Origin of the sequence: Plantactinospora sp. GCM10030261 (genome assembly GCF_042666615.1) — a bacterium.
Taxonomy (GTDB): domain Bacteria; phylum Actinomycetota; class Actinomycetes; order Mycobacteriales; family Micromonosporaceae; genus KBS50.
This window is the reverse complement of sequence record NZ_JBHTDD010000041.1, coordinates 1-23,752: the sequence shown is the minus strand read 5'-3', so window position 1 is coordinate 23,752 and position 23,752 is coordinate 1. Positions and strand designations below refer to the sequence as shown.

Genomic DNA, 23,752 nt, shown 5'->3' with positions numbered 1-23,752 from the left:
GCCGGCCCGGCCACGCCCGGCCAGCTACCGGCCCGCGCGCGCAGCCGGGTGGCGGACCGCGCCCGACCGGTCCGGGGTCAGGTCCGGGGCCCCCCGGCGACGTATACCACCTGGCCGGAAACGAACGACGCACCCTCACTGACCAGGAACGAGATGGTGTGCGCGACGTCTTCCGGCTGGCCCACCCGGCGTACCGGGATCTGCTCGGCGCCGTGCTTCTGGAACGCCTCGAAGTCGACGCCCATCCGGGCCGCGGTCGCCGCCGTCATGTCGGTCACGATGAAACCCGGCGCGACAGCGTTCGCGGTAACCCCGAACGGCCCCAGTTCGATCGCCAACGTCTTCGTGAAGCCCTGCATACCGGCCTTGGCCGCGGCGTAGTTGGCCTGCCCGCGGTTGCCCAGCGCGGAGGTGCTGGACAGGTTGACGATCCGACCCCACCGCTGCTCGACCATGTGCCGCTGGGCCGCCTGGCTGAACAGGAACGCGCCGCGCAGGTGCACGCCGAGGACCGTGTCCCAGTCGCTCTCGGTCATCTTGAACAGCAGGTTGTCCCGCAGCACGCCGGCGTTGTTAACCAGGATGCCGGGGGCGCCCAGCTCGTCGACGACCCGCTGCACAGCGGCCTCGACCTGCTCGCGGTCGACGACGTCGGCGGCGACCGGGATCGCCCGCCCACCGTCGGCGGCGATGGCCTCGGCCGTGAACCGGGCCGCCGTCTCCTCGACGTCGATCACGGCGACGGCGTGACCGTCGGCGGCGAGGCGGCGGGCGGTGGCGGCACCGATGCCACGGGCGCCGCCCGTGACGATCGCGACTCGGGACTGGTCAGGCATGAGGCTACCTCCCGGTAACTAACGGCTGGGAGCCGGAGCTTAACCCAGCCGTCAGCTACCTAGCGAGAAGTCCGGCTCCCCGTGCCGGCCCCGCCGGACCACCCGTCAGGTGGTCGGCCGGCTCGCCGGGTGCCCGAAGCCGGACGCGTTGCGGCACAACCGGATCCACCGGTAGCCGTGCCCACCCAGGTGCAACGCGTCCAGCTTTCCGGCCGGCTCGTACGGCCGGTCGGTGAGCACGTCGTTGGGCATGTCCGCCTCGGCGTACAGGCTGCCGAGATCCACCGTCACGTCCTTGGTGCCGAGGTTGTGCAGGAACACCATCGTGCCGGTGGGCCCGTCCGCCCGGTGCGCCAACACACCCGGGGGCATCGCCTCGTCGATGTGCGTGGTCGAGCCGGCTCCGATCTCCGGCGCCTCACGCAGGGTCCGGATCATCCGCTCGAACCAGGCCAGCAAAGATCCGCTGTCGCCGCGCTGTGCGGTCACATTGACCCGCCGATAACCGAAGTCACCCTTGTCGATCACCGGGCGGACCAGCTTCTCGGCCTCCGCCGTGGAGAAGCCGGCGTTGGGGCCCGGAGACCACTGCATCGGGGTACGGATCGCCGCGCGGCCGGGCAGCGACAGGTCCTCCCCCATGCCGATCTCCTCGCCGTAGCGCAGCACCGGGGTGCCGCGCAGCGAGAACTGCAGGGCGTACGCGAGTTCGATGTGCCGGCGGTCGTTGCCGAGCATCGGGGCGAGCCGGCGCCGGATGCCCCGCCCGTAGAGCTGCATCTCCTCCTTGGGACCGAACTTCGCGAACACCTCCTCCTGCTGGTCGGTGGTGAGCCGGGACAGGTCGATCTCGTCGTGGTTGCGCAGGAAGGTCGCCCACTGGGCGCCCTCGGGCAGCTTCGGTGTGTCCCGCAGCCCGTCGATGATCGGTTCGGGGTCCTCCCGGGCCATGGCGAGCATCAGCCGACCGTTGAGCATGAAATCGAACAGCATGTGCAGCCGGTTGGCCGATCCGCCGCCGTCGCCGAAGTAGACCGGCAACTCGTCCGGTTCGACGTTGGCCTCGGCGAGCAGCATGGCGTCACCCTTGCGCCACTGGACGTGCTGGCGCAGCTCGGTGAGGAACTCGAAGTCCTTCGGCGAGTTCGGGTTGCCGGGGTCGGTCATCTCGATGATGAACGGCACCGCGTCGATCCGGAATCCGGAGACGCCGAGCTGGAGCCAGAACGAGACGATCTTCTTGATCTCCTCGCGTACCTCCGGGTTGCCGAAGTTGAGGTCCGGCTGGAACTTGTAGAACCGGTGGTAGTACCACGCCTTGGCGGTGCGGTCGTAGGTCCAGGTCTCCCTCTGCTCCCCCGGGAAGACCATGCCCTGGTGCCGGTCGGCCGGCTCGTGGTCGGACCAGACGTACCAGTCCCGGTACGGCGAGTCCGGCGACGAGCAGGCGGACACGAACCACGGATGTTCGTTCGAGGTGTGGTTGACGACCAGGTCGATGATCACCCGGATGCCCCGGTTCTTCGCCTGGTGCAACAGCTCGGCGAAGTCGCCGAGGCTGCCGAAGCGCGGGTCCACCGTGTAGAAGTCGGTGGCGTCGTAGCCGTCGTCGCGGTCCGGCGTCGGATGGACGGGTTGCAGCCAGATGCAGGTGACGCCGAGCCGGGCCAGATAGTCCAGCCGGCCGATCAGTCCCCGGATGTCGCCGACGCCGTCGCCGTCGGAGTCCGCAAAAGTGTCAATGTCGAGGCAGTAGACGACGGCCTCGGAGTACCACCGGTCGCTCATGCCCTCCTGGCTTAACCGACGGGTCAATCAGCCAAACCAGCAGGGCCGTTCACATCCGCCAGGTGTGAAACGACGACCCGGCCGACGAGCGGGCCGCCGTGACCGGCCGGCAGCCGGTACCGTTCGCGCATGACCGAACCGGCGCCGGGCGGCGGGCTGCGCAGGATCGACTGGGTGACGGGCGACTGGCTCAACCCGCCGGTACGCAGCTTCCCGATCGGCGACGGCGAACTGCTCGTCACCTGCGGCGCGGGCACCGACTTCTGGCGGCACACCTCGTACGGCTTCGTGCACGACGACGGGCACGCGCTGCTCGCGCCGCTGGCCTCGGGCACCGCCATGGAGGTCACCTTCGTGGTCGACTACGAGTCGCAGTTCGACCAGGCGGGCATCCTGGTGCGGGTGGACCCGGAGCACTGGGTGAAGACCGGCGTGGAGTTCTGCGACGGCGCGCCGCAGGTCGGTGCGGTGGTCACCCGAGGGATGTCCGACTGGTCCACCGCGCCGGCGCCCGAGTGGGCCGGCCGGCGGGTCACCATGCGGGTGAGCCGCCGCGACGACGCGCTGACCGTCCGGGCCCGGGCCGAGGGTGAACCGTGGCGGCTGGTGCGCCTCGCCCCGCTGGCCCCCGACGCGCCGACCACCGCCGGCCCGTACTGCTGCGCGCCGTCGCGCGACGATCTCACCGTACGGTTCCTCGGTTGGGCGACCGGGCCGGCGGACACCGACCCGCACACCGAGCCGTAACCACCGGGACACCAGCCGGAGATCCTCCGCACAGCGCGTGTGACCGGCCCGTTCTCCGGGTACGGCTACAGCTCCGGCCGCAGTCCTGGAGGTCCCCGTGGCGCTCGCCCAGAACGTCGAACCCACCGAGTTGGGCGGGCTCACCGGATGGGTGGCGCAGGTCATCGACTCGGTCGGCGCGCTCGGTATCGCCCTGCTGGTGGCCCTCGAGAACATCATCCCGCCGATCCCCAGCGAGGTCGTCCTGCTGATGGCGGGATACCTGGCCAGCGAGGGCAGCGGCAACGTGGTGCTGGCCGCGGTCGCCGCCACGGCCGGCTCGGTCGGTGGGGCGGTGCTGCTCTACTACCTCGGCCGGGGCCTCGGCGAGGACCGGTTGAAACGGTGGCTCGACCGCATCCCCCTGGTGGATCTCGACGACCTGGAGAAGGCCGACCGCTGGTTCGAGCGGCACGCCAGGGCGACCGTGTTGCTGGGCCGGTTGGTGCCGGTGGTGCGCAGTGTCGTGTCGATCCCGGCCGGTGCCAACCGGATGCCGCTGCCCGAGTTCCTCGCGCTCACCGCGCTCGGCAGCGGGGTGTGGAACTCCCTGTTCGTCGGGCTCGGTTACGCGCTGGGCTCGCAGTGGCAGCAGGTGGAGCGGTACAACGACTGGTTCAACTACGCGATCTTCGCCTTCTTCGGGGTGAGCATCGCGAGCTGGGCGACAAAGAAGATCCGTAAGCGCCGCGCCCGCCAGCGGGCGGGAACGGCCGGCTGACCAACACCCGTTCCTTTGCCACCGCTTAACTTCGGGCCCGGACGGTTGAGCCGTCGATCAGCAGCTGGCTAGGGTTCGCCGGGGGACCGGCGACGAACGAGGTGCGCGAGGCGATGGTGGACGGGCGCGAGCAGCCGGACGGGCCACGCGGGAGCACCCGTCCCCGGCACCGGGCGGCCCAGCCGCCGGTCGCCCAGACCGTCACCCGGCTGGCCCGGGCGAGCCAGCCCGCCCTGCGCAAACTGGTCCGCAACCGGCGACAGGTGCTGATCGGTCTCGGTGCGGCGGGGGTGGCCACCGGCGCGGTCGGTTCGGCCGCGGCCGCGCTCGGCGGCTCAGGGCTGGCCGCCGCGATGAGCGACTCCGCCACCTCCTCCCGGTCGCCGCGCGACGCTGGGGCCTTCGCCGACCGGGACGCCTCCTACAGCCAGTCGCTCGGCGACTCCATCGACCTGGGTGCCGCCGGGGAGGCCGACAGCCCGGCGCGGGCCGCCGCCGACGCCCTGGCCGCCACTCCGGTCTTCGCCAACCCGCTCAGCCGCGACCCGGTGCAACACCTGTTGCGCCGCGCCACCTTCGGTCCGATCCGCAGCCAGGCCGAGGCGGTACGCGGGATGGGCGTCGACGCCTGGATCGACGCCCAACTCGATCCGGGCCGGATCGACGACCAGGTGGCCGACCGGGCACTGCGCGCCTTCCCCACCGCGACCATGAGCACCGCCGAGATCCGGCGGACCGTCAAGGAGTTCGACTGGCAGGCCCAGTACGAGTTGGGACAGGCGACGCTGGTCCGGCAGTTCTGGAGCAACCGGCAACTGTTCGAGGTGATTGTGGACTTCTGGTCCAACCACCTGAACGTGACGAACCCGTTCGACGGCGGTTGGGACGTGCGGACCTCGTACGACCTGGTGATCCGCCAACACGCGCTGGGCCGCTTCACGGACCTGCTGGCGGCGAGCGCGCGCAACCCGGCGATGCTGCGCTACCTCAACAACGCCGACTCGCACCGGCGCGCGGTGAACGAGAACTACGGTCGGGAACTGCTGGAGCTGCACACCGTGGGGATCGACGGCGGCTACACCGAGGCCGACGTGCGCAACAGCGCGTACATCATGACCGGCCGGACGGTCGGCTCGAACGGCGAGTTCCGCTACGAGGCCGCACGGCACTGGATCGATCCGGTGAAGGTGCTCGGCTTCACCGACAAGAACCCGTCCCGGGCCAAGGGACTCCAGGTGGGCGACCGGTACCTGCGTTACCTGGCGACGCATCCGGCGACCGCCCGCAACATCGCCCGCAAGCTGGCGGTCCGGTTCGTCTGCGACTCCCCGCCGAACGGGCTGGTCCAGCGGCTGGCCGACGCCTACCTGGCGAACGACACCGCGATCGTGCCGGTGCTGCGCACGCTGTTCCGATCGCGGGAGTTCTGGGTGGCCACCGGGCTGAAGACCCGACGTCCGCTGGAGAATCTCGTGGCCGCTGTCCGGGCGCTGGGGGTCGCCCCCGGCGCCGACACGCGGGGCGGAATCGAGGGCCTGTACCAGGTCGCCCAGCGGTTCGGTCAGGCGCCGCTCGGGTGGGTACCCCCCAACGGTTACCCGGACGTGGCGCCGGCCTGGCGGTCCGCGCACGCGATGCTGGCCGTGTGGAACAGCCACCGGGCGCTGGTAAGTGGCCGGCACGGCGGTCTCGCGTACCCCCGGCCGGAGGGCCTGGTCGGAAAGCGTCCGCCGACCGCGGGCCAGTACCTGGACGCGCTGGCGGCACGGCTGCTCCAGCAGCCGCTGGCGGCCAAGGACCGCGCGGCCCTGCTCGCCTTCCTCGGCGCCAAGGACGGCTCGGCGGTGCGCAACGCCTCGCTCGGTGGCCGGGTCGACAAGCTGGTGCCGCTGCTGTTGGACTCCATCTACCACGCCCTGCGGTGAGGACATGACCGACGACGCACGTTCCGCCGCCGACCCGGCCGGTCCCCGGCCGGCGGACGACCCGCCACCGCGTCCCCGGACCGCGGACGACGCGCCACCGCGTCCCCGGACCGCCGCCGAGCTGCGCCGGCACGGCCCCACCACGGCCGACGCGGCGGTACGCGTGTACGCCGAGACGGTGACCGCCGAGCTGGCCGGGCAGCGGGACCGGTGGCGGCACGGCTTCACCCGACGGCGGGTGCTCGCCGGGGCGGGCGCGGTCGGCGTGGCCAGCCTCGCCGGCCAGGTCGCCACCACCCGGGTCTCGTTCGCCGCCCCGGGCACCGGCAACCGCACGCTCGTGGTGGTCTTCCTGCGCGGCGGGATGGACGGGTTGTCGGTGGTCGTACCGCGAGGCGACCGCAACTATCTGAACGCCCGGCGCGGGATCGCGGTGCCGGCGGGGGCGCTCATCGCCGGTGACGGGCGGTTCGGGCTGCACCCGGCGCTGGCTCCGCTGGAGCGGTTCTGGTCCGCCGGCACGATGGCCGCCGTACACGCGGTCGCCTCGCCGGACGCCAGCCGCAGCCACTTCCAGGCGCAGGACTGCCTGGAACGCGGTGCCGCCTCCACCGCCGTGCACACCGGTTGGCTGGACCGGGTGCTGACCGCGCTGGGCCCGGGGACGACCTTCCGGGCCATCGCCGAGGGTGCGGCGCTGCCCCGCTCGCTGGTCGGGGGCGAGAGCAAACTTGTCCTGCGGGGCATCCGGGACTACGACCTGGCGGAGCACGGCGCGCCACGGGACCGCACGCTCACCGCGCTGCGGGCGCTCTACACCGGGCTCGGCGAGCATCCGCTGGCCACCCAGGCCGAGGAGACGCTGCGGTCGGTGGCCGCGGCTCGCAAGATCGCCGCCGGCAGCTACCGGTCGACGGCGCGGTGGCCGGGCGGCGGGTTCGCCGACCAGTTGCGCGACGTTGCCCGGCTGATCCAGGCCAAGGTGGGGCTGCGGGTGGCGGCGATCGACATCGGCGGCTGGGACATGCACACAAACATCGGCGGGCCGGACGGCGGCGACATGCGCAACCGGCTGACCGAGTTGGCCGGGGCGCTGGGCGCCTTCGCCACCGACCTGGGTCCGGCGCTGGACGACGTCACGGTGGTGACGATGAGCGAGTTCGGCCGGCGGGTGGAGGCCAACGGCAACTCGGGCACCGACCACGGGCACGGTGGGCTGATGATGCTGCTCGGCGGCGGGATGAACGGTGGCAGGGTGCACGGCCGGTGGCCGGGGCTGGCTCCCGGCGCCCTCGAACAGGGCGACCTCGCCGGGGCGAACGACTACCGGGACGTGCTGGCGGAGTTGTTGCGCGCCCGGCTCGGCATCGCCGACGCGAAGAAGATCTTCCCCGGCCTCCAGCAGCGGGCCATCGGCGTCTTCCGCTAGTTTCCGCACCGCGTGACAGGGCCGCGAGATCCGGCCACGTGACGGGCCCGCAAGTTCCGCACCGGGACTGGACCGCAAGATCGTCCTCGATCCCGCTTCGAGGGCTCTCGACCCTGCGGGGAGGCCCCTGGATCCCGGATCCTGCGCGATCTTGCCGGCTGCTCGCCGCGCTGAGGCTGGCCGGGCGTCGAACTTCCGGGCCGGGGGTGTGTCAGAGTCGCAGCGACAAAAGAGATATCAGATGATTCAGGCGTTCTGTGATGCCACTGTGGTCGCGGTAGTCCGCTGGGGTTTCCCGCGTCGGCCGCGTTGGGTATCGGAACACCGGACCCAGCCGGCCTGTATCGGGACACCGGATCCAGCCGGACGGTATCGGGACACCGGACCAGCCGACCCGATCGGGTCCGGGACGGGACATGTCGATTGCCGTCGAGGCAGACGGGGTGGTGCGGCGATGGCGCCAGGTGTGGCGGAACAGGTTCGTCCGGCGGAGGCCGCCGAACCGGACCTGATCACCGTGGGGGTCGAGGAGGAGTTCCTGCTCGCGGACCCCGCCACCGGGGCGGCCGTGCCGGCTGTGCACGCCGTCCTGGACCAGGTGCCGGCCGAGTTGCGAGGCCAGGTGCAGCTTGAGTTCCAGACCAGCCAGATCGAGATCGGCAGCCCGCCGGGCCTGGATCTGACCGCGCTGCGGCACTCGTTGGGGCTGCTCCGGACCGGGGTGGCGGAGGCCGCCGAGGCGGCCGGCGCCCGGCTCCTCGCGGTCGGCACCGGCCCGATGCCCGGCCCGGTACCTCCGGTGGTCGACAAACCCCGCTACCACCGCATGATCGAGCAGTACCGGCTGTTGGCGCCCGGCCCGGGCACCAACGGGATGCACGTCCACGTCGGTGTGGGCGACCCCGAGGTGGCCGTCCAGGTGCTCAACCACATCCGCCCGTGGCTGCCGATCCTGCACGCCGCCACCGCGAACTCGCCGTTCTACGAGGGCCAGGACACCGGTTACGCCAGTTGGCGTTCCATGCTCTGGGAGCGTTGGCCATCGACGGCCCCCACCCCTTACCTCGAGTCGTACGCCCACTACCAGAAACTGATCGACCAGCTGATCGCCAGCGGGGTCATGCTCGACGACGGGATGCTCTACTGGTATTCCCGGCTGTCGGCGAGCTACCCGACCGTGGAGATCCGGATCGGTGACGTGTGCCCGTCGCTTGACGACACGATCCTGATCGCCGCGTTGTGCCGGGCCCTGGTGGCGACCGCCCTGGCCGACATCGACGCCGGCCGGGAGGCGCCGCGGACCGACCACCACCTGGTGGCGGCCGCGCACTGGCTGGCGGCGCACGACGGACTGGCGGGGCAGGCGGTCGATCCGGTCACCGGAGACCGCCGGCCGGCCTGGCGGGTGCTGCGCCAGCTCGTCGATCGGGTACGCCCGCAGCTCGACCGGCACGGCGACCTCGGCCTGGCCACCTACCTGCTGGGCAAGCTGCACAGCCACGGCACCGGCGCCGAACGGCAGCGCGCGGTGTACGAGCGCACCGGCCAGCTCTCCGCGGTGCTGGACGACCTGGCGCGGCAGGCCCGGGGGTAAGGTCACGAATGTGACACAGCGTCTGCTGGTGATCGGTGGGGACGCCGCCGGCATGTCCGCCGCCTCCCAGGCGCGGCGCCGGCTCGGACCCGACGATCTGGAGATCATCGCTTTCGAGCGGGGCAACTTCACGTCCTACTCGGCGTGCGGCATCCCGTACTGGATCGGCGGGCTGGTCGACGACCGGGACAAGTTGATCGCCCGCCGGCCGGAGACGTTCCGCGACGAGTACGCGATCGACGTGCGGTTGCGGCACGAGGTGATCGGGATCGACCTGGACAAGCGCGAGGTCGTCGCCCACGACGCCGACGCCGGCAGGGAGGTCCGGGAAGGTTTCGACCATCTGGTGTACGCCGCCGGCGCGGTGCCGACGAAGCCGCCGTGGGCCCGCACCGACGCCGGGGGGATCTTCGGCGTGCAGACCCTTGACGACGGCGCGGCGCTGCTCGCCTGGCTGGACAGGGCATCGAAACCTCGGCACGCCGTGGTGATCGGCGGCGGCTACATCGGGGTCGAGATGGCCGAGGCGATGATCCAGCGGGGCCTGTCGGTCACCCTGGTCGAGCGCGACAGCCAGCCGATGTCGACTGTCGATCCCGACATGGGCGTACTGGTCCGCGACTCGCTTGTGGACCTCGGCATCGACATCCGTACCGACTGCACGGTCACCGACCTGGTGGTCGACGGCGGCGACCGGGTCCGCGCCGTGCGGACGACCGAGGGTGAGCTGCCGGCGGACATCGTGGTGGTCAGCGTCGGCGTACGACCGAACACGGCACTCGCCGCGGCGGCCGGCTTTCCGATCGGGGTGACCGGCGGCATCCGGGTGGACCTGCGGATGCGGGTGGTGGGGCTGGACGGCGTGTGGGCGGCCGGCGACTGCGTGGAGACGGTACACCGGTTGACCGGCCAGGCCGTGCATGTCCCGCTCGGCACGCACGCCAACAAGCAGGGCCGGGTGGCCGGGCTGAACATCGGCGGCGGGTACGCCACCTTCCCCGGCGTCATCGGCACCGCCGTGACAAAGGTATGTGACCTGGAGGTCGCCCGCACCGGCCTGCTGGAACGGGAGGCCGAGGAGGCCGGTTACCAGTTCGTCTGTGTCCAGGTGGAGTCGACGAACCGGGCCGGGTACTTCCCGGGCGCCCAGCCGATGACCGTCAAGCTGATCGCCGAGCGGCGCAGCGGGCAACTGCTCGGCGCCCAGATCGTCGGCCGCTCGGAGGCGGCGAAGCGGATCGACTCGCTGGCCGTGGCGCTGTGGAACTACATGACCGTGGACGAGATGGCCGGGCTCGACCTGGGCTACGCCCCGCCGTACGCGCCGGTCTGGGATCCGGTGCTGATCGCCGCGCGCAAGGCCGTCGACGCGATCCACGCGGACAACCCGATCTCCTGACCGCTCCCGTTCTGACGGTGGCGGGGCGGCACTGACCTACGACGGTTGACGCGAGGAAGGGCCGTCACGGGCCTCCGTAGGCGCGCCGCACCCAGAGCCGCGCCTGACTCTCGGCAGGCCGTTCGCGTCGCAGTACGGCGAAGAACCGGGCGTACAGCTCCGTGACGGGCCGGTCCGGTAGCTCGCGGACGGCGTCGATGAACAGCGCAGCGAGATATATTGCCACCGATCTGCGATCCGGCTCGGCGGCGAGCACGTCTCGGACTGCCAAGCACGGATAGTCCTCGCCGCACTGCCCACACATCCAGCCCGGCGCCGGCATGTGCGCCGGCCCCGAAGCGGTCACCAGTGGCCCCGGTTCCAGATGCGTGCCCGCCGCGCGGGCGGGAACTCCTCGGTCGGATCGGTCACCCAGGCGGGTCGCCGGTTCAACCGCCGTGCGTCGAGGCAGCCGACGCGGAATCGCCACGGCAGGCCGCAGACGCAGCGCCGCGAGAACAGGTTTCTCCGTCGATGCATGTCACGCCCCTCGTCACACAAAACGCCAGCTCACCGCGCCGTTCCCAGCTGACCGGACCACTTCACGAGTTCACATTTGGACCCGGTGCGAACCTGATCACTTTCGTTAACTCGATCGTCCGACGAGTGACCAGACAGTCACACTTCGCTACGGTGTTCCTCATGGACATTCCAGACGTTCGATGGGAGCGCCGATGAACGCTGTCTTGAGGGCGGCCCTCGCCGATGCCGGTCAAACCGCGGAGTCGCTCGCCGAGCGCGTGGGCGTCGACCCGAAGACCGTCGCGCGGTGGGTGACGCCGGGCCGGATCCCACACGCGCGGCACCGCTTCGCCGCCGCCGAAGCTCTCGGGCGGGACGTGGAGGACCTTTGGCCGGACGTCCTGCGACACCGTACGCCGGTGTGGTTCCGGGAGTGGGTCGAGTGGGAACGGGAGGCGGTCGCGTTGCGCTGGTACGAGCTGGCCTGGATTCCGGGCCTGTTGCAGACCGAGGCGTACGCCCGCGCGACGCTGGCAAACGAGTCGCTTGGCGAGGTCGAGATCGACCAGCTCGTAGAGTCCCGGCTCAGCCGGCAGGTCATCCTACGGAGGGACCGCCCGCCGCTGTTCGTCGCCGTCATCGACGAACTCGCGCTCCGGCGACCGCTGGCCAACAACCGCGCGGTCATGGCCGAGCAGTTCGCCTACCTGGCCGAGTGCGCCGAGCTGCCGACGGTCCAGATCCAGGTGGTGCCGGCTGACGTCGGCATGTACCCGGGCCTCGGCGGTCCGTTCATCGTCGCCGAGCTGCCCGACAACCGCCGGGTGGCGCACGTGGACGGCCAGACGCGAGCGCAGACCCTCGACCAGCCGAAGGAAATTGCTACTCTTGACCGTCAATGGGAACGGATCCGCGGAGATGCCCTCTCCCGGCAGCATTCCCTCACCCTCATCAAGGAAGCGGCATCGTCATGGACGTGACCGGAGCCAGGTGGCGCACCAGCACCCGCAGCGGCAACAACGGTGGCGCATGCGTCGAGGTGGCCGACAACCTCGCGGGCGTCGTGTTCGTCCGCGACTCCAAGGACCGCGACGGCGGCACGCTGAGCTTCCGCCCCGCCCAGTGGCAGACCTTCGTCAACCTCGCCAAGCGGATCGCCCCACTCGCATAGCGCCCTGACGGCCGACGTCCCGGCGACCCCCAGCCCGCCGGGACACGGCGGCGGCTCAGCCCACTATTGAGCCAGCAGGAAATCAGTACTTGTCACCCCAGTACGGATCGGCCGCACGAGGTGCCCCGGACCCCGGCCAGTTCTTTCGCGGTACCGCCGGACGGCGGTTCTGGGCTGAGGCGAGAGAGCCTCGGAGGAAGGCGGAGGACTCACGGTGTGCTCGATCGTCACGATCCTCCGGACCGTGCGCGCCAACGCCGTACCAGAACACGAGGCCGCATAGCGACGGCCGGCGGAAGTGTGCAGGGTTGTGGTGGGCAGAGGCACCATGCACCCTTCGCCGGGCCGGGCGCGGCAGGCGACCGGCGCGGGGCGGACGCCGCGCGATGCGAATGACACTCGTGTTGTTTGAATGCGTTGCGGGCCGGTCAATATCCCCGCCATGGGCGATATCAGGGTTGGTACGTCATCCTGGGCGGATCGTTCCCTTCTCGCGTCCGGCTGGTATCCCCGGTCGGTGAACACGGCCGCCGGCCGGCTCGCCTACTACGCCGAGCGGTTCGACCTGGTCGAGGTCGATACCAGCTACTACGCGGTGCCGGCGGTGGAGACCACTGCCGCGTGGGTCGAGCGCACGCCACCCGGGTTCACCTTCGACGTCAAGGCGTTCAGCCTGTTCACCGGGCATCCCACGCCGGTCGACGCGCTCCCCCGCGACCTGCGCCCGGCCCGGCACACCGGCCGGCTTCGCCGCCGCGACCTGCCCGAGGACGCGTACGACGAACTGTGGGCCCGGTTCCACGCGGCGCTCGACCCGCTCGCCACCGCCGGCCGGCTCGGCGCGGTGCTGTTGCAGTTCCCGCCCTGGCTGCGGTACGGCGAGGCGGCCAAGCGGCGGATCACCGAGCTGGCGCGACGCTGCCAGCCGCACCGGGTGGCGGTGGAGTTCCGGCACAGCTCATGGCTGACCGGCACGGACGGGGTGGACACAATCGACTTCCTGCGCCGGCACGAGCTGTCGTACACCTGCGTGGACATGCCGCAGGGTCATCCGTCGTCGATCCCGCCGATCCTGGTGGCCACGGCGGAGCTGGCGATGGTGCGGTTCCACGGGCACAGCGCCGACTGGGTCGAGGGCGGCAAGGAGGACAAGTTCCGGTACGCGTACTCCGACGCGGAGCTGGGCGAGTGGGTCGGCCCGCTGGGTGAGCTGGCCGAGCAGGCGGACGAGGTGCACGTGCTGCTGAATAACTGCTGCGGTGGGCAGGCGCAGCGGGACGCGCAGCGGCTCGCCGAGTTGCTCGGCGAGCCGCTGTGTGCCCCGGTCGGCGCGGACCGCCGCCGGGCCGGCGTCGGCTGAGAAGCCGGCCGGCGTCAGCTAACGGCAGTGCCAGACGATGGCCTGCGGCTTCCCATCGGGCCCGTCGAACTGACCGCCGACGATCCTGCCGTCGTCACTCAACGCGCGCACATCGACGAACTCGCCGCCAGTCAGGCCAGCCAGGTCCGGCAGCTTCACCGTGCCGGTGTCGGTGAGCAGCGCCGCGCCGTCCGAACGTCCCTGCGGGCCACCCCAGCTGCGACCGGCCCCCCAGCCCCGACCGTTGCCGACCGAGACGGCGGCTCGTCCGGTGAAGGGCACGTACTCGCCCTTGGCCAGGTTGTACCGGACGGCGTGGAACGCGATCGCCGTGTCCTCGCGCCGGGACGCCACCGCGACGATCCAGCCGTTACGGATCGACAGCGGAGCCAGGCCGGTCGCCTGACCACCCGGAACCGTGGGCATGGGTAGCTGCCGGGCCGGGCCGCCATCGGCTGGCCACAGGTAGCCCACCGCCTCCCGGGAACCCGCCGCGTCGGAATCGCCGTCGACCTTGTCGACAACGCCGACCACCGTGCCGTCGTCGTCGACGCCGGTGGCGCGGCCGTCCCAGTCCCGTCCGGGCAGCGGGAGGTCCCGCGCCGGCTGGTCGGGTGCCGGCCACACGACGGGGCGCTGCCGTCCGTTCTCCTCCCGGGTGCCGACGATCCGGTCGGACTCGTTGATCGCCGTGGGCCCCCCGGAGGACACCCCACCCAGCGGGTTGACCCTGCCGTCCCGATAGACGTACGGGAGTTCCTTACCACCGGAATAGCCGGAGCCGACCGCCACGCCACGCGAGTTGATATCGGTCAGCCGCTGGTCGTCACCGGGCATCGACACTACACGCGGTTTCTCGTTCTCCCAGATCACGACGGGATAGCTCCCCTGGTGCCCCTTCGGGTACGACCGGCCGGCGAGGAACCGGCCGGTCGGGTCACCGGCGGTGATCAGGCTCATCGTGACCCCGCCCGGCACCGGCAACCGCTTCGCCGTGCACTCGGTCGGCTCGTCCGGGATGTTCATGGACGCGCCCGCGGTCGGGGACAGTTCGGACGAGGGTGCGGCGGTGCCCGGGGCGGCGGACCGGTCCGGCTCCGAGCCGACCTGCCGCAGTGCGGCCGGCACGGCGACCGCCACGGCGAGCAACGCCATCGCCGCTCCCCCGGCCAGCCTGGTCCGGTGCAGCCGGCGCCGACGCCGACCCTCGGCGATCACGTTCCGCAGATCGAGCCGGCTGGGCCCGGACGGCGGCTCGATGTCGAGCCGCCGCAGCTCCTCGATGGTGTGCTGATCCTCGGTCATCTCATTCTCCGGTTGAGGCGATGGCGAACTGCCGGCTGTCCAGCAGCCGGCGCAGCGCGGCGAGGCCGTGCGAGGTCTGGCTCTTGACGGTCCCCGAGGAGCAGCCGAGCAGCCCGGCCACCTCGTCGACCGGCAGGTCGTGTACGAAGCGCAGCACGAGCACGGCCCGCTGGCGCGGTGGCACCTCGGCCAGGGCCGCGTGCAGCACCGTGCGGTCTTCGGGCCCGTCGTCGGTGTGCCGGTTGACGTCCGGGACCGCCCCGGCAAGGCGGACCTTCCACCAACCCTTGCGCTGGCTGTCCAGGAAGCAACGGACCAGGATGGACCGGACGTACGCGTCCAGGTTGCCCACCGTCGGCGTACGCGACCAGGCGACGTACAGCTTGGTGGCCGCCTCCTGGACCAGGTCGTCGGCCTGGTCCCGGTCACCACTGAGCGAGTACGCCAGCCGGCGCAGCGCCGGCAATCGCCCGGTCACGTACTCGACGTACTCCTGTTCCGAGGCTTTCCGCATCGTCCTGCCTTCGTCGGGGGTCTGGATATGGGACGACGTCCCGACCGGATCGGTTGTACGGGTCGGGCTGCTCTCCCGGTTAGGCTCGCAGCCGTGAGCCTGCAACCGCATGACGACGCCGACCGCATCCGGGTCTCCGACGCCGAACGCGAACATATCGTCGAGCTGCTCGGACAGGCCGCCGCCGAAGGTCGGCTCAGCCTGGAGGAGTACGCCGACCGGGCCACCTCGGCGCACAGCGCGCAAACCCGGGGTGAGCTGGCGCGACTCACCGACGATCTCCCGGTGGGACGGTCGATGGCGGCTGGTTCGGGAGTGAGCGCGACGGCACGCCGCTTTCCCACCCGGACTGACGACGAGGCCCCGGAGCACCTGGTCGCCGTCTTCGGCGCCGAGTCCCGCAAGGGGTTCTGGCGGGTGCCGGCCTGGATGCGGGCGATCTCCGTGTTCGGCGACTGCCACCTGGAGATGCAGGACGCCCAGCTCGAGAACCAGGTGACGGTGATCGAGGTGTTCGCGGTGTTCGGCGCGGCGACGTTGTTCGTGCCGGAGGGCATCGACGTCCGACTGACCGGAACCGCGGTCTTCGGCAGCAAGGAGTCCAAGCTGCGCGGGCCGGTGACTCCCGGCGCGCCGGTGATCGAGGTGCGGTCGCGCGTGGTCTTCGGCAGCGTGGAGGTACGGCTGCCGAAACGGAAGAAGGGCTCGCAGTAAGGCGCCGGAGGCGTAGCCCGGTCAGGTCTCCAGCGCGACGCCGGACGACGTGGTGATCAGGCGGGCCAGCGCGGCGGCCTCCCGGCTGCCCTCGGGCGCACTGAACACGTGCATCACGAGGCCGGACTCGCCGGGCGTCGCCGGCGCCTGGAACGTCTCGTAGTCCAGGGTGAGCGGCCCGGTCGCGGGGTGCCGCAGCCGTTTCCGTCCCGCCCCGCACATCACCACCCCGCCGGTCGCCCAGAACCGCCGGAAATCCATGCTCCAGGCGGACAGGTCGGTGATGAGCGCCACCAGATCCGGGTCGTCCGGGTAGCGTCCCGCGGACACCCGGAGCTGGCCCGCCGCCTCGCGGGCCCGGTCCGGCCACTCCGGGAAGACCTCGCGGGAGGCCGGGTCGAGAAAGAGGAAACGGGCCTGGTTACGGTCACGGCGGCCGGGGTCGCCCAGCCCGCCGAGCAGTTCGGCACCCAGTCTGTTCCAGGCCACCACGTCGAGGCGTTCGTTCGTGACGAAGGCGGGAGACCGGGTCAGGTCGTCCAGGACCCGCCGCAGCAGCGGGCTCACCTGGGTCTTCGGCGCCGGGCCACGCCGGGCGGTGGCCAGGGTGCGCAGATGCTGCCGCCCCGCCGCGTCCAGGCCGAGCGCCCGGGCCAGCGCGTCGAGGACCTCGGCCGACGGCTGGGTGGCCCGGCCCTGTTCGAGGCGGACGTAGTAGTCCACGCTGATGCCCGCCAGTTGGGCGAGTTCCTCCCGACGCAGGCCGCGCACCCGTCGGCGGCGACCCCCGGCGAGCCCGACCCGCTCCGGCGGCACCTGCTCCCGGCGGGCGCGCAGGAAGCCGCCAAGCGCCCGGCCCGCGTGGTCGACTCCGTTCATGGTCCCAAGTATGCGGGTGGTACTCGCAGTACCAGGATCACCGTTCGGGCGGTTGGACCGGGTTCTGGCTACCGCCTGGTGGCCAGGGGACCGTGGCGACATGACCCACGAACTCCCACCCCAGCGGAAGAAGATCCTCCTCGTCACCGCCCATCCCGAGGCCCGGTCGCTCACCACCGCGCTGGCGGCCTTCGCGGCCGACGAGCTGCGGGCGACCGGACACGAGGTACGGGTGTCGGACCTTTACGCCATGAAATGGAAGGCGACGGTGGACGCCGACGACTTCCCGGACCACCCCGCGGACCGCCGGCTGGAGGTGCTCCCGGTGTCGGGCGAGGCGACGCTGGCCGGACGCCTGTCTCCCGACATCGCGGCCGAGCAGGAGAAGCTCCGCTGGGCGGACGCGGTGATCTTGCAGTTCCCGATGTGGTGGTTCTCGATGCCGGCGATCCTCAAGGGCTGGATCGACCGGGTCTTCACAATGCAGTTCGCCCACGGCCCGGCGGTGCCACCGCCCTACCACGAGAACAGCCCGCTGGCGGGACGGCGGGCACTGCTCGCGGTGACCATCGGCGCGCGGGAGTCGGCGTTCTCCGACCGCGGCATCCACGGATACCTGCCGGACCTTCTCTTCCCGATCCAGCACGGGGTGCTCTGGTTCACCGGGATGGCGACGCTCGAACCGTTCGCGGTCCACAACTCGCTGACCCTGTCGGCGGAGGGCTTCACGGTCGCGAAGGACGCGTACCGCCGGCGGCTCGACGGGCTCTTCACGGACGAGCCGGTGCCGTACCGGTCCCTCGTGGGTGGTGACTACGACCGCGAGATGCGGCTGCTGCCCGGACTGGAGCGGCCGGGAACGAGCGGGCTCGGTCTTCACCTGCGCCGGCCAAGCTGACCGGCGTCCGACAGGTTCTGTCGGGGGGTGGGGTTAGCGTGTGCGCTGTCACGGTGCCGATTACCGGCGCGAATCCCTCGGAGGTGCCCATGTCGCAGGAGACGACCTACCTCGAACTGTCCGAAGTGGACGGCAGTGCGCACAAGTTCTACGAGGTGCTCGTCGACGACACAGCGTTGACCGTCCGATATGGCCGGATCGGTGACCGGGGCCAGGTGAAGACGACAAGCTACCCAGACAACACCCGAGCCCGGGCCGCCGCGGACAAGAAAATCGGGGAGAAGATCCGCAAGGGGTACGCCCCGGCGGTGCGCGGAGCCCGGCAGAAGCGCAGCGTCTCGCGCCGCCAGATCGTCAGCACCCGGTCGACCGCCCGCACCGCACCGGTGCTCTGGCGGTACGATTCCGGCGCGCCCGCCTTCGGCATCTTCGTCGACGGGCAGAACTGCATGGTCGGCAACGAGCACGGCGTGATCACCACGCTCGACCATGATGCCCGCGTGGCCGGGCAGGTGCGGCTCCCCGACGGCGTGAAGTGCATCGTCGCCGACGACGCCTGGATCTACGCCGGGTGTGACGACGGCAACGTCTACGACCTCTCCGGCAAGGTTCCCCGGGTGGCGTACGCCATCGCGCCGGAGATCGACATCTACTGGCTGGACATCCACGACGGGGTGCTCGGCGTCTCCGACGCCGGCGGCGGGATCGCCGCGATCGACCACGAGGACGAGTTCCTCTGGCGCCGACCGGGGCGCGGCCGGGCGGCCTGGATGGTCCGCTGCGATCCGGACGCGCTCTACCACGGCCACTCGCGCGGGGTCACCGGCTACGACTGGCGCACCGGCCGCGAGATCTGGCACGTCCCGACCGGCTCGGTGCTCTTCGGCTGGCAGGAGACCGGTGCCGTCTTCGCCGGCACCGGGACCCGGGAGGTGGTGCGGCTGAGCAAGGACGGCCGGCCCGAGCGGTCGTACCAGTGCGATGCGCCCGTCTTCTCCTGCGCGACCGCCGAAGGCGGCCGGTACGTCTTCGCCGGCGACAGCCAGTCCTCGATCTACTGCTTCGACGCGGCGGGCAACCGGCTGTGGAAGCTCGGCACCGGTTGCGGCTCGGCGTACTCGATGCAGTACCACGACCAGCGGTTGTACGTGGTTACCACGGGCGGCTACCTGGCCTGCGTGGACGCGAGTGAGCCGGCGATCCGGGCGGCGGAGGCCGGCAGCGTGCCCGATGTGGTCGACGTCAAGGCGCCCCGCCGTGCGCCGGCACCGGCGGCGCCAACCGTGGTCGAGGTGACAAGCGACGCGAGCGACGGCGTGGTGGTGCAGTGCGTGGAGGAGCGTGGACGGCTGCGCGTCCACGTCATCTCCAGCGGATACCACTCCGGCTGGTCGGTCCAGTTCCCGAAGGGAATCCGGGAACCGGGAGCCCGCTACCTGGTCACCGAGATCCGCGAGTCCGGCCGGGGCGGCTTTTACCGGGCGTACGGCGACATCCGCCGGCTGCGCTGACTGTCCGGTGACGCATCACCGGATCCGGGTGGACGACGCCTGGCAGGTGGGGCACCAGTAGAGGTTGCGCCCGGCCAGCACACCCCGCCGCACCTCGGTGCCGCAAACGTGGCAGGCGAGTCCGGGACGGCGGTAGACGTACACCTCGCCGCCGTGCCGGTCCACCCGCGGCGGACGGCCCATCGCCTCCGGCAGGTGCTCGCCGGCCACCGTGTCGATCCGCCCGGTCGCCACGGCGGCGAGCATCAACTCTCGCAGGTCCGCCCAGAGCGCGTGCCAGGCCGGCTCGGTCAGGTCCCGTCCGGGCAGCGTCGGGGGCAGCCCGGCGCGGAACAGCGCCTCCGTGACGAAGATCAGGCCGGTACCCGCCACCACGGACTGGTCCAGCAGCAGGGCGGCCAGCGCCGTGCGGCTGCGGCTGATCCGCGCGTACGCCACCACCGGATCGGCGTCTTCGCGCAGTGGATCGGGTCCCAGGCGCTCCCGCAGGGCGGCCACCTCGGCCGGGCCGAGCAGTTCGCAGGCCGCCGGACCCCGCACGTCGAGCCAGTGCCGGTCGCTGGCCAGCCGCAACCGCACCTGGCCCACCGGGGCGGGAGGCTCACCGTCACCGTCCGTGAACCGGCCGTACAGACCCAGGTGGACGTGCAGGATCAGCCCACCGGAGTAGTGGTGCAGCAGATGCTTGCCGTACGCCTCGGTGCCGGTGAGCACCGTGCCGGACAGTGCCGCGGCACCGTCGGCGAACCGACCCTGCGGGCTGCCGGCCAGCACCTTGTCGCCGGCGAACAGCTCCCGGTGCCGCGCGGCCAGCCGGTGAATGGTGTGTCCCTCGGGCACCGGCCAAGCCTACGGCTCGCGTATCCCGACCCCCACTTCCCCGTTGATCATTGTGCAGGTGTGACGGCTCGGGCATTGGGGTATCCCGATGAGGTGTTTGCGTAGGCGCCACCGGACTGGTCCCACGCATGTATCAGGAGGTGTGCTGTGGTCAGAATTCCTTCGCTCTCCCGCCGCCGGGAGACGGCACCGGTGCGGGACGAAAATCAGGACGGCCGGATCGACGAGCGCGACGCCGACCTCGCCGCCCACCAGAGCGACCCCGGACGGGACGGCCGGCCGGCGGCACCGACAAGCCCCGCCGTGGGCGCCGAGCCGTCCCCGCCGCCGGTGGTCACCGACCGGTCCGAGGACCACACGACGTACCGCAGCCGGTCGGCGGATGAGGCGGACGATCGAGGTGACGCGACGGCGAACGACGGTCGCGCCGACACCCGAACCGACGCGGAGCGGCGGGCCGCGGACCGGGCCGCGACGGCCCGCGCCGCCACCGGCCGCACCGGGACCCACCCGGTGGTGACCCGCGCGCCGGCCGAGGACCGCACCGACGAGCGTGTCGTGCCGGCGGCGGGCTCCGCGCGTACCGACGAGGACCTGGACCGCACGGTCGACAACCGGACCGCTGACCCGGACCCCGAGCGGACCGAGCCGGACGTCCGCCCGCGGCCAGAGGACCGGACGGACGTGGTGGTGGACCGCGGGCCGCGCCCACGGACCAGCCTGCTCGCCACCGCCAGCCTGATCTTCGGCGTCGCTGGCGCGCTGTTCGTCCTGACCGGCACCCTCGCCGGGTATGGAATGGTGCTCGGCGGCGTCGCCGCGCTGCTCGGCGTGGCCGGCCTCTCCGCGACCCGCCGCCGGCACATCGCCGGCACCACCGAGGCGATGACCGGCATGCTGCTGGGCCTCGCCGCCGTCGTCATCGGCATCCTGGCCATGACCGGCCAGTTCGGCTGGCCGAGCACAGATGACAACTGGGTGCAACGGTTCCGGGAGTGGCTTGACGCACAGTTTGTGGATCGTTTCTGAGGGGTAGCTGAGATCTTGCCGCCGGTGATGCACCGGATGGCAGCGCAACAGCAGTGGTGGTTCACCCGTTGAGCGCGAAGTGAGGGGCGGCGGTTCGCCGCCCCTCAGGCGTGCCCGGCCCACAGAAACGTCCCCCGGCGGCACCGCACCGAGCACCCTGGCAGGCGTGCCCGGCCCACAGAACCCCTGACCACACCTGGCGATCGTCGGGCGACCACTCGACGCAACGAATCGGTGGTCGATCCCGACACAGACGCAACAATCAACGGCTGTACGCAAGTCTTACCGGTGGATCCCGACGCCGCGGCCCGCATAGCGTTGAGGGACGGCGCCAGCTTGGGGCCCTGACCCGGGCGCGCCCGACCCCTGGGAGCAACGATGACGATGGACGCCACGGAGCCGCGCGGGCCGCAGCCCGCCGCCCCGCGCGCCGCCCACCGGCACTTCCTGATGTGCCGTCCGACGCACTTCGCCGTCACGTACGCCATCAACCCCTGGATGAACCCCGCCGCACCGGTCGACCAGGCCCGCGCGGTCGCTCAATGGGACACGCTGCGGCGGACTTACCTGGACCTCGGCCACACGGTCGATCTCATCGAGCCGCTGCCCGGCCTGCCGGACATGGTGTTCGCGGCGAACGGCGCCACCGTCGTCGACGGCACGGCGATGGCGGTGCAGTTCCGCGACCCGCAGCGGGCCGACGAGGCGCCCGCGTACCGGGCCTGGCTCGAACGCGCCGGCTTCGACGTGCACGATCCCAAGCACGTGAACGAGGGTGAGGGGGACGTCCTGCTGGTCGGCGACCTGCTGCTCGCCGGCACCGGATTCCGCACGGCACACGCCGCGCACGCCCAGCTTCAGGAGGTCTTCGGGCGCCCGGTGATCAGCCTTCATCTGGTGGACCCGCGCTTCTACCACCTGGACACGGCACTCTGTGTGCTGGACGACCGCACCATCGCGTACCTGCCGGAGGCGTTCTCGCCCGGCAGCCGCGCCGTCCTGCGGCGGCTCTTCCCAGACGCGGTGCTGGCCACCGAGGCCGACGCCGTGGTCTTCGGTCTCAATTCGGTGAGCGACGGTCGCCACGTGGTCATGCCGGTGCAGGCAACCGCCCTCGCGGCGGCGCTGCGCGACCGCGGCTACGAGACCATCGGGGTGGACCTGTCCGAGCTGCGCAAGGCGGGCGGCGGGCCGAAGTGCTGCACCCTGAACGTGCGTGAGAAAGGGACGAGCGAATGATCGTGGATGGCATGCCCCGCACCCCGTCCGCCGTGGTGGACGCGGAGCGCTGGACCGCGCACAACTACCATCCGCTGCCGGTGGTGATCGCCTCGGCCGAGGGCGCCTGGGTGACCGACGTCGATGGCCGGCGCTACCTCGACTGCCTGGCCGGGTACTCGGCCCTCAACTTCGGTCACCGGCATCCCGGCCTGATCGCCGCGGCGCACGCCCAGCTCGACCGGCTGACGTTGACCAGTCGAGCGTTCATCCATGACCAGTTCGCGGTCTTCTGCCACGAGCTGGCCGACCTGTGCGGCAAGGACATGGTCCTGCCCATGAACACCGGCGCCGAAGCGGTGGAGACCGCCGTGAAGGTGGCTCGCAAGTGGGGCTACCGGGTCAAGGGGGTGCCGGCCGGTCAAGCCACAATCGTCGTCGCCGACGGCAACTTCCACGGGCGCACCACCACGATCGTCAGCTTCTCCACCGACCCGGACGCCCGTGACGACTTCGGACCGTACACCCCGGGGTTCCGGATCGTGCCGTACGGCGACCTCGCCGCCCTCGCCGAGGCTGTCGACGACACGACCGTCGCCGTCCTCATCGAACCGATCCAGGGAGAGCAGGGCGTGGTCGTGCCGCCGGCGGGTTACCTGCCCGGCGTTCGGCGGCTGTGCACGGAGCGGAACGTGCTCTTCGTGGCCGACGAGATCCAGTCCGGGCTGGGCCGCACCGGGGAAACCTTCGCCTGCGACAACGAGGGCGTCACCCCGGACATGTACGTGCTCGGCAAGGCCCTCGGCGGCGGCATCGTGCCGGTCTCCGCGGTGGCGGCCGACTCAGCCGTACTCGGCGTGCTGCGTCCCGGACAGCATGGCTCCACCTTCGGCGGCAACCCGCTCGCCTGCGCGGTCGGCACCGAGGTGGTCCGGCTGCTGGCCACCGGCGAGTTCCAGCGCCGTTCGGCAGAGTTGGGCGCGCGACTGCACGCCCGGCTGGGTGACCTGATCGGCAAGGGGTTGGTGGCGGTGCGCGGGCGCGGCCTGTGGGCCGGGGTGGACATCGACCCGGCGCTGATGACGGGCCGCGAGGCGTGCGAGCGGCTCGTCGACCGGGGCGTCCTGGCCAAAGACACCCACGGCTCCACCATCCGACTCGCGCCGCCGCTGGTGGTCGAAACCGAGGAACTGGACCACGCCGTCAACCAACTGGCCGCCGTCCTAACCCCCTAACCCCCCACCCCCTACCCCTCCCGCCCTCCCCGCCGCTCCCCCCTTTCGTCGATCTAGGGCAGATGGTTGTCAGTTGATCTCCAATCACGACCATCTGCC

23 protein-coding genes are annotated in these 23,752 nt (G+C 71.4%); 15 read left to right on the top strand and 8 right to left on the bottom strand.

What is annotated here, in order from left to right; all coding sequences use genetic code 11:
- Positions 1–77 precede the first annotated feature (77 nt).
- Positions 78–836 carry a 3-oxoacyl-ACP reductase FabG gene (fabG, locus tag ACFQUZ_RS30265; RefSeq protein WP_377448346.1) on the bottom strand — a complete coding sequence of 253 codons (759 nt, stop codon included), beginning with the start codon at positions 834–836 and terminating at the stop codon, positions 78–80.
- A 105-nt stretch (positions 837–941) separates the two neighbouring features.
- The gene (locus ACFQUZ_RS30260; RefSeq protein WP_377448344.1) at positions 942–2,624 is read right to left on the bottom strand and encodes an alpha-amylase family protein; all 1,683 of its coding nucleotides are present in this window, start codon (positions 2,622–2,624) and stop codon (positions 942–944) included.
- A 129-nt stretch (positions 2,625–2,753) separates the two neighbouring features.
- Between ACFQUZ_RS30260 and ACFQUZ_RS30255 the strand changes: the two genes are divergently transcribed.
- The 6 genes from ACFQUZ_RS30255 (at position 2,754) to ACFQUZ_RS30230 (ending at position 10,478) form a co-directional block, all read left to right on the top strand.
- A complete protein-coding gene (locus ACFQUZ_RS30255; RefSeq protein ID WP_377448343.1) occupies positions 2,754–3,371 on the top strand; it encodes a DUF1349 domain-containing protein in 618 nt (205 codons plus the stop codon).
- A 97-nt stretch (positions 3,372–3,468) separates the two neighbouring features.
- Positions 3,469–4,131 (top strand): DedA family protein, encoded by a 663-nt coding sequence (locus tag ACFQUZ_RS30250; RefSeq protein ID WP_377448341.1) that lies wholly within the window; start codon positions 3,469–3,471, stop codon positions 4,129–4,131.
- A gap of 113 nt (positions 4,132–4,244) precedes the next feature.
- The gene (locus tag ACFQUZ_RS30245; protein WP_377448339.1) at positions 4,245–6,056 is read left to right on the top strand and encodes a DUF1800 domain-containing protein; all 1,812 of its coding nucleotides are present in this window, start codon (positions 4,245–4,247) and stop codon (positions 6,054–6,056) included.
- A gap of 4 nt (positions 6,057–6,060) precedes the next feature.
- Positions 6,061–7,485, top strand: a complete 1,425-nt coding sequence (locus ACFQUZ_RS30240) for a DUF1501 domain-containing protein (protein ID WP_377448337.1) — start codon at positions 6,061–6,063, stop codon at positions 7,483–7,485.
- A gap of 454 nt (positions 7,486–7,939) precedes the next feature.
- Positions 7,940–9,079 carry a glutamate--cysteine ligase gene (locus ACFQUZ_RS30235; RefSeq protein WP_377448335.1) on the top strand — a complete coding sequence of 380 codons (1,140 nt, stop codon included), beginning with the start codon at positions 7,940–7,942 and terminating at the stop codon, positions 9,077–9,079.
- A 10-nt stretch (positions 9,080–9,089) separates the two neighbouring features.
- A complete protein-coding gene (locus ACFQUZ_RS30230; protein WP_377448333.1) occupies positions 9,090–10,478 on the top strand; it encodes an FAD-dependent oxidoreductase in 1,389 nt (462 codons plus the stop codon).
- 64 nt (positions 10,479–10,542) lie between these two features.
- On the opposite strand, the gene ACFQUZ_RS30225 is transcribed toward ACFQUZ_RS30230, so the two are convergent.
- Together ACFQUZ_RS30225 and ACFQUZ_RS30220 are read right to left on the bottom strand one after the other, a co-directional pair.
- Positions 10,543–10,704: a hypothetical protein gene (locus tag ACFQUZ_RS30225; protein ID WP_377448332.1), complete on the bottom strand. Its 162-nt coding sequence runs from the start codon at positions 10,702–10,704 to the stop codon at positions 10,543–10,545.
- Between the two features lie 116 nt (positions 10,705–10,820).
- Complete coding sequence (locus ACFQUZ_RS30220; RefSeq protein ID WP_377448330.1) at positions 10,821–10,997, bottom strand: hypothetical protein; 177 nt, start codon at positions 10,995–10,997, stop codon at positions 10,821–10,823.
- A 194-nt stretch (positions 10,998–11,191) separates the two neighbouring features.
- Between ACFQUZ_RS30220 and ACFQUZ_RS30215 the strand changes: the two genes are divergently transcribed.
- The 3 genes from ACFQUZ_RS30215 (at position 11,192) to ACFQUZ_RS30205 (ending at position 13,510) form a co-directional block, all read left to right on the top strand.
- Complete coding sequence (locus tag ACFQUZ_RS30215; RefSeq protein WP_377448328.1) at positions 11,192–11,959, top strand: Scr1 family TA system antitoxin-like transcriptional regulator; 768 nt, start codon at positions 11,192–11,194, stop codon at positions 11,957–11,959.
- Complete coding sequence (locus ACFQUZ_RS30210; protein WP_377448326.1) at positions 11,950–12,150, top strand: DUF397 domain-containing protein; 201 nt, start codon at positions 11,950–11,952, stop codon at positions 12,148–12,150. Before ACFQUZ_RS30215 ends, ACFQUZ_RS30210 begins: the two co-directional genes overlap by 10 nt.
- Positions 12,151–12,592: 442 nt before the next feature.
- A complete protein-coding gene (locus ACFQUZ_RS30205; protein ID WP_377448324.1) occupies positions 12,593–13,510 on the top strand; it encodes a DUF72 domain-containing protein in 918 nt (305 codons plus the stop codon).
- An 18-nt stretch (positions 13,511–13,528) separates the two neighbouring features.
- On the opposite strand, the gene ACFQUZ_RS30200 is transcribed toward ACFQUZ_RS30205, so the two are convergent.
- Together ACFQUZ_RS30200 and ACFQUZ_RS30195 are read right to left on the bottom strand one after the other, a co-directional pair.
- The gene (locus tag ACFQUZ_RS30200; RefSeq protein ID WP_377448322.1) at positions 13,529–14,815 is read right to left on the bottom strand and encodes a hypothetical protein; all 1,287 of its coding nucleotides are present in this window, start codon (positions 14,813–14,815) and stop codon (positions 13,529–13,531) included.
- Position 14,816: 1 nt separating this feature from the next.
- Complete coding sequence (locus ACFQUZ_RS30195; protein ID WP_377448320.1) at positions 14,817–15,329, bottom strand: SigE family RNA polymerase sigma factor; 513 nt, start codon at positions 15,327–15,329, stop codon at positions 14,817–14,819.
- Positions 15,330–15,422: 93 nt separating this feature from the next.
- Here ACFQUZ_RS30195 and ACFQUZ_RS30190 point away from each other — a divergent pair, with 93 nt between their 5' ends.
- Positions 15,423–16,043: a DUF1707 domain-containing protein gene (locus tag ACFQUZ_RS30190; RefSeq protein ID WP_377448318.1), complete on the top strand. Its 621-nt coding sequence runs from the start codon at positions 15,423–15,425 to the stop codon at positions 16,041–16,043.
- Positions 16,044–16,064: 21 nt separating this feature from the next.
- Here the strand turns inward: ACFQUZ_RS30190 and ACFQUZ_RS30185 are convergent, their stop codons facing one another.
- Positions 16,065–16,922 (bottom strand): helix-turn-helix domain-containing protein, encoded by an 858-nt coding sequence (locus ACFQUZ_RS30185; protein ID WP_377448316.1) that lies wholly within the window; start codon positions 16,920–16,922, stop codon positions 16,065–16,067.
- Between the two features lie 100 nt (positions 16,923–17,022).
- On the opposite strand from ACFQUZ_RS30185, the gene ACFQUZ_RS30180 reads away from it, so the two are divergent.
- Entirely contained in the window at positions 17,023–17,820 is a 798-nt protein-coding gene (locus ACFQUZ_RS30180) for an NAD(P)H-dependent oxidoreductase (RefSeq protein ID WP_377448314.1), read from the top strand.
- 89 nt (positions 17,821–17,909) lie between these two features.
- On the top strand, positions 17,910–19,331 hold the full coding sequence (locus tag ACFQUZ_RS30175; RefSeq protein ID WP_377448312.1) for a WGR domain-containing protein: 1,422 nt from the start codon (positions 17,910–17,912) through the stop codon (positions 19,329–19,331).
- A gap of 15 nt (positions 19,332–19,346) precedes the next feature.
- On the opposite strand, the gene ACFQUZ_RS30170 is transcribed toward ACFQUZ_RS30175, so the two are convergent.
- Positions 19,347–20,171, bottom strand: a complete 825-nt coding sequence (locus ACFQUZ_RS30170; protein WP_377448310.1) for an Fpg/Nei family DNA glycosylase — start codon at positions 20,169–20,171, stop codon at positions 19,347–19,349.
- Positions 20,172–20,318: 147 nt separating this feature from the next.
- Here ACFQUZ_RS30170 and ACFQUZ_RS30165 point away from each other — a divergent pair, with 147 nt between their 5' ends.
- The 3 genes from ACFQUZ_RS30165 (at position 20,319) to rocD (ending at position 23,653) form a co-directional block, all read left to right on the top strand.
- The gene (locus ACFQUZ_RS30165; RefSeq protein ID WP_377448308.1) at positions 20,319–21,200 is read left to right on the top strand and encodes a DUF308 domain-containing protein; all 882 of its coding nucleotides are present in this window, start codon (positions 20,319–20,321) and stop codon (positions 21,198–21,200) included.
- Positions 21,201–21,578: 378 nt separating this feature from the next.
- Positions 21,579–22,439: a dimethylargininase gene (ddaH, locus tag ACFQUZ_RS30160; RefSeq protein WP_377448306.1), complete on the top strand. Its 861-nt coding sequence runs from the start codon at positions 21,579–21,581 to the stop codon at positions 22,437–22,439.
- A gap of 11 nt (positions 22,440–22,450) precedes the next feature.
- Entirely contained in the window at positions 22,451–23,653 is a 1,203-nt protein-coding gene (gene rocD / locus ACFQUZ_RS30155; protein WP_377448304.1) for an ornithine--oxo-acid transaminase, read from the top strand.
- The last annotated feature ends 99 nt before the right edge of the window (positions 23,654–23,752 follow it).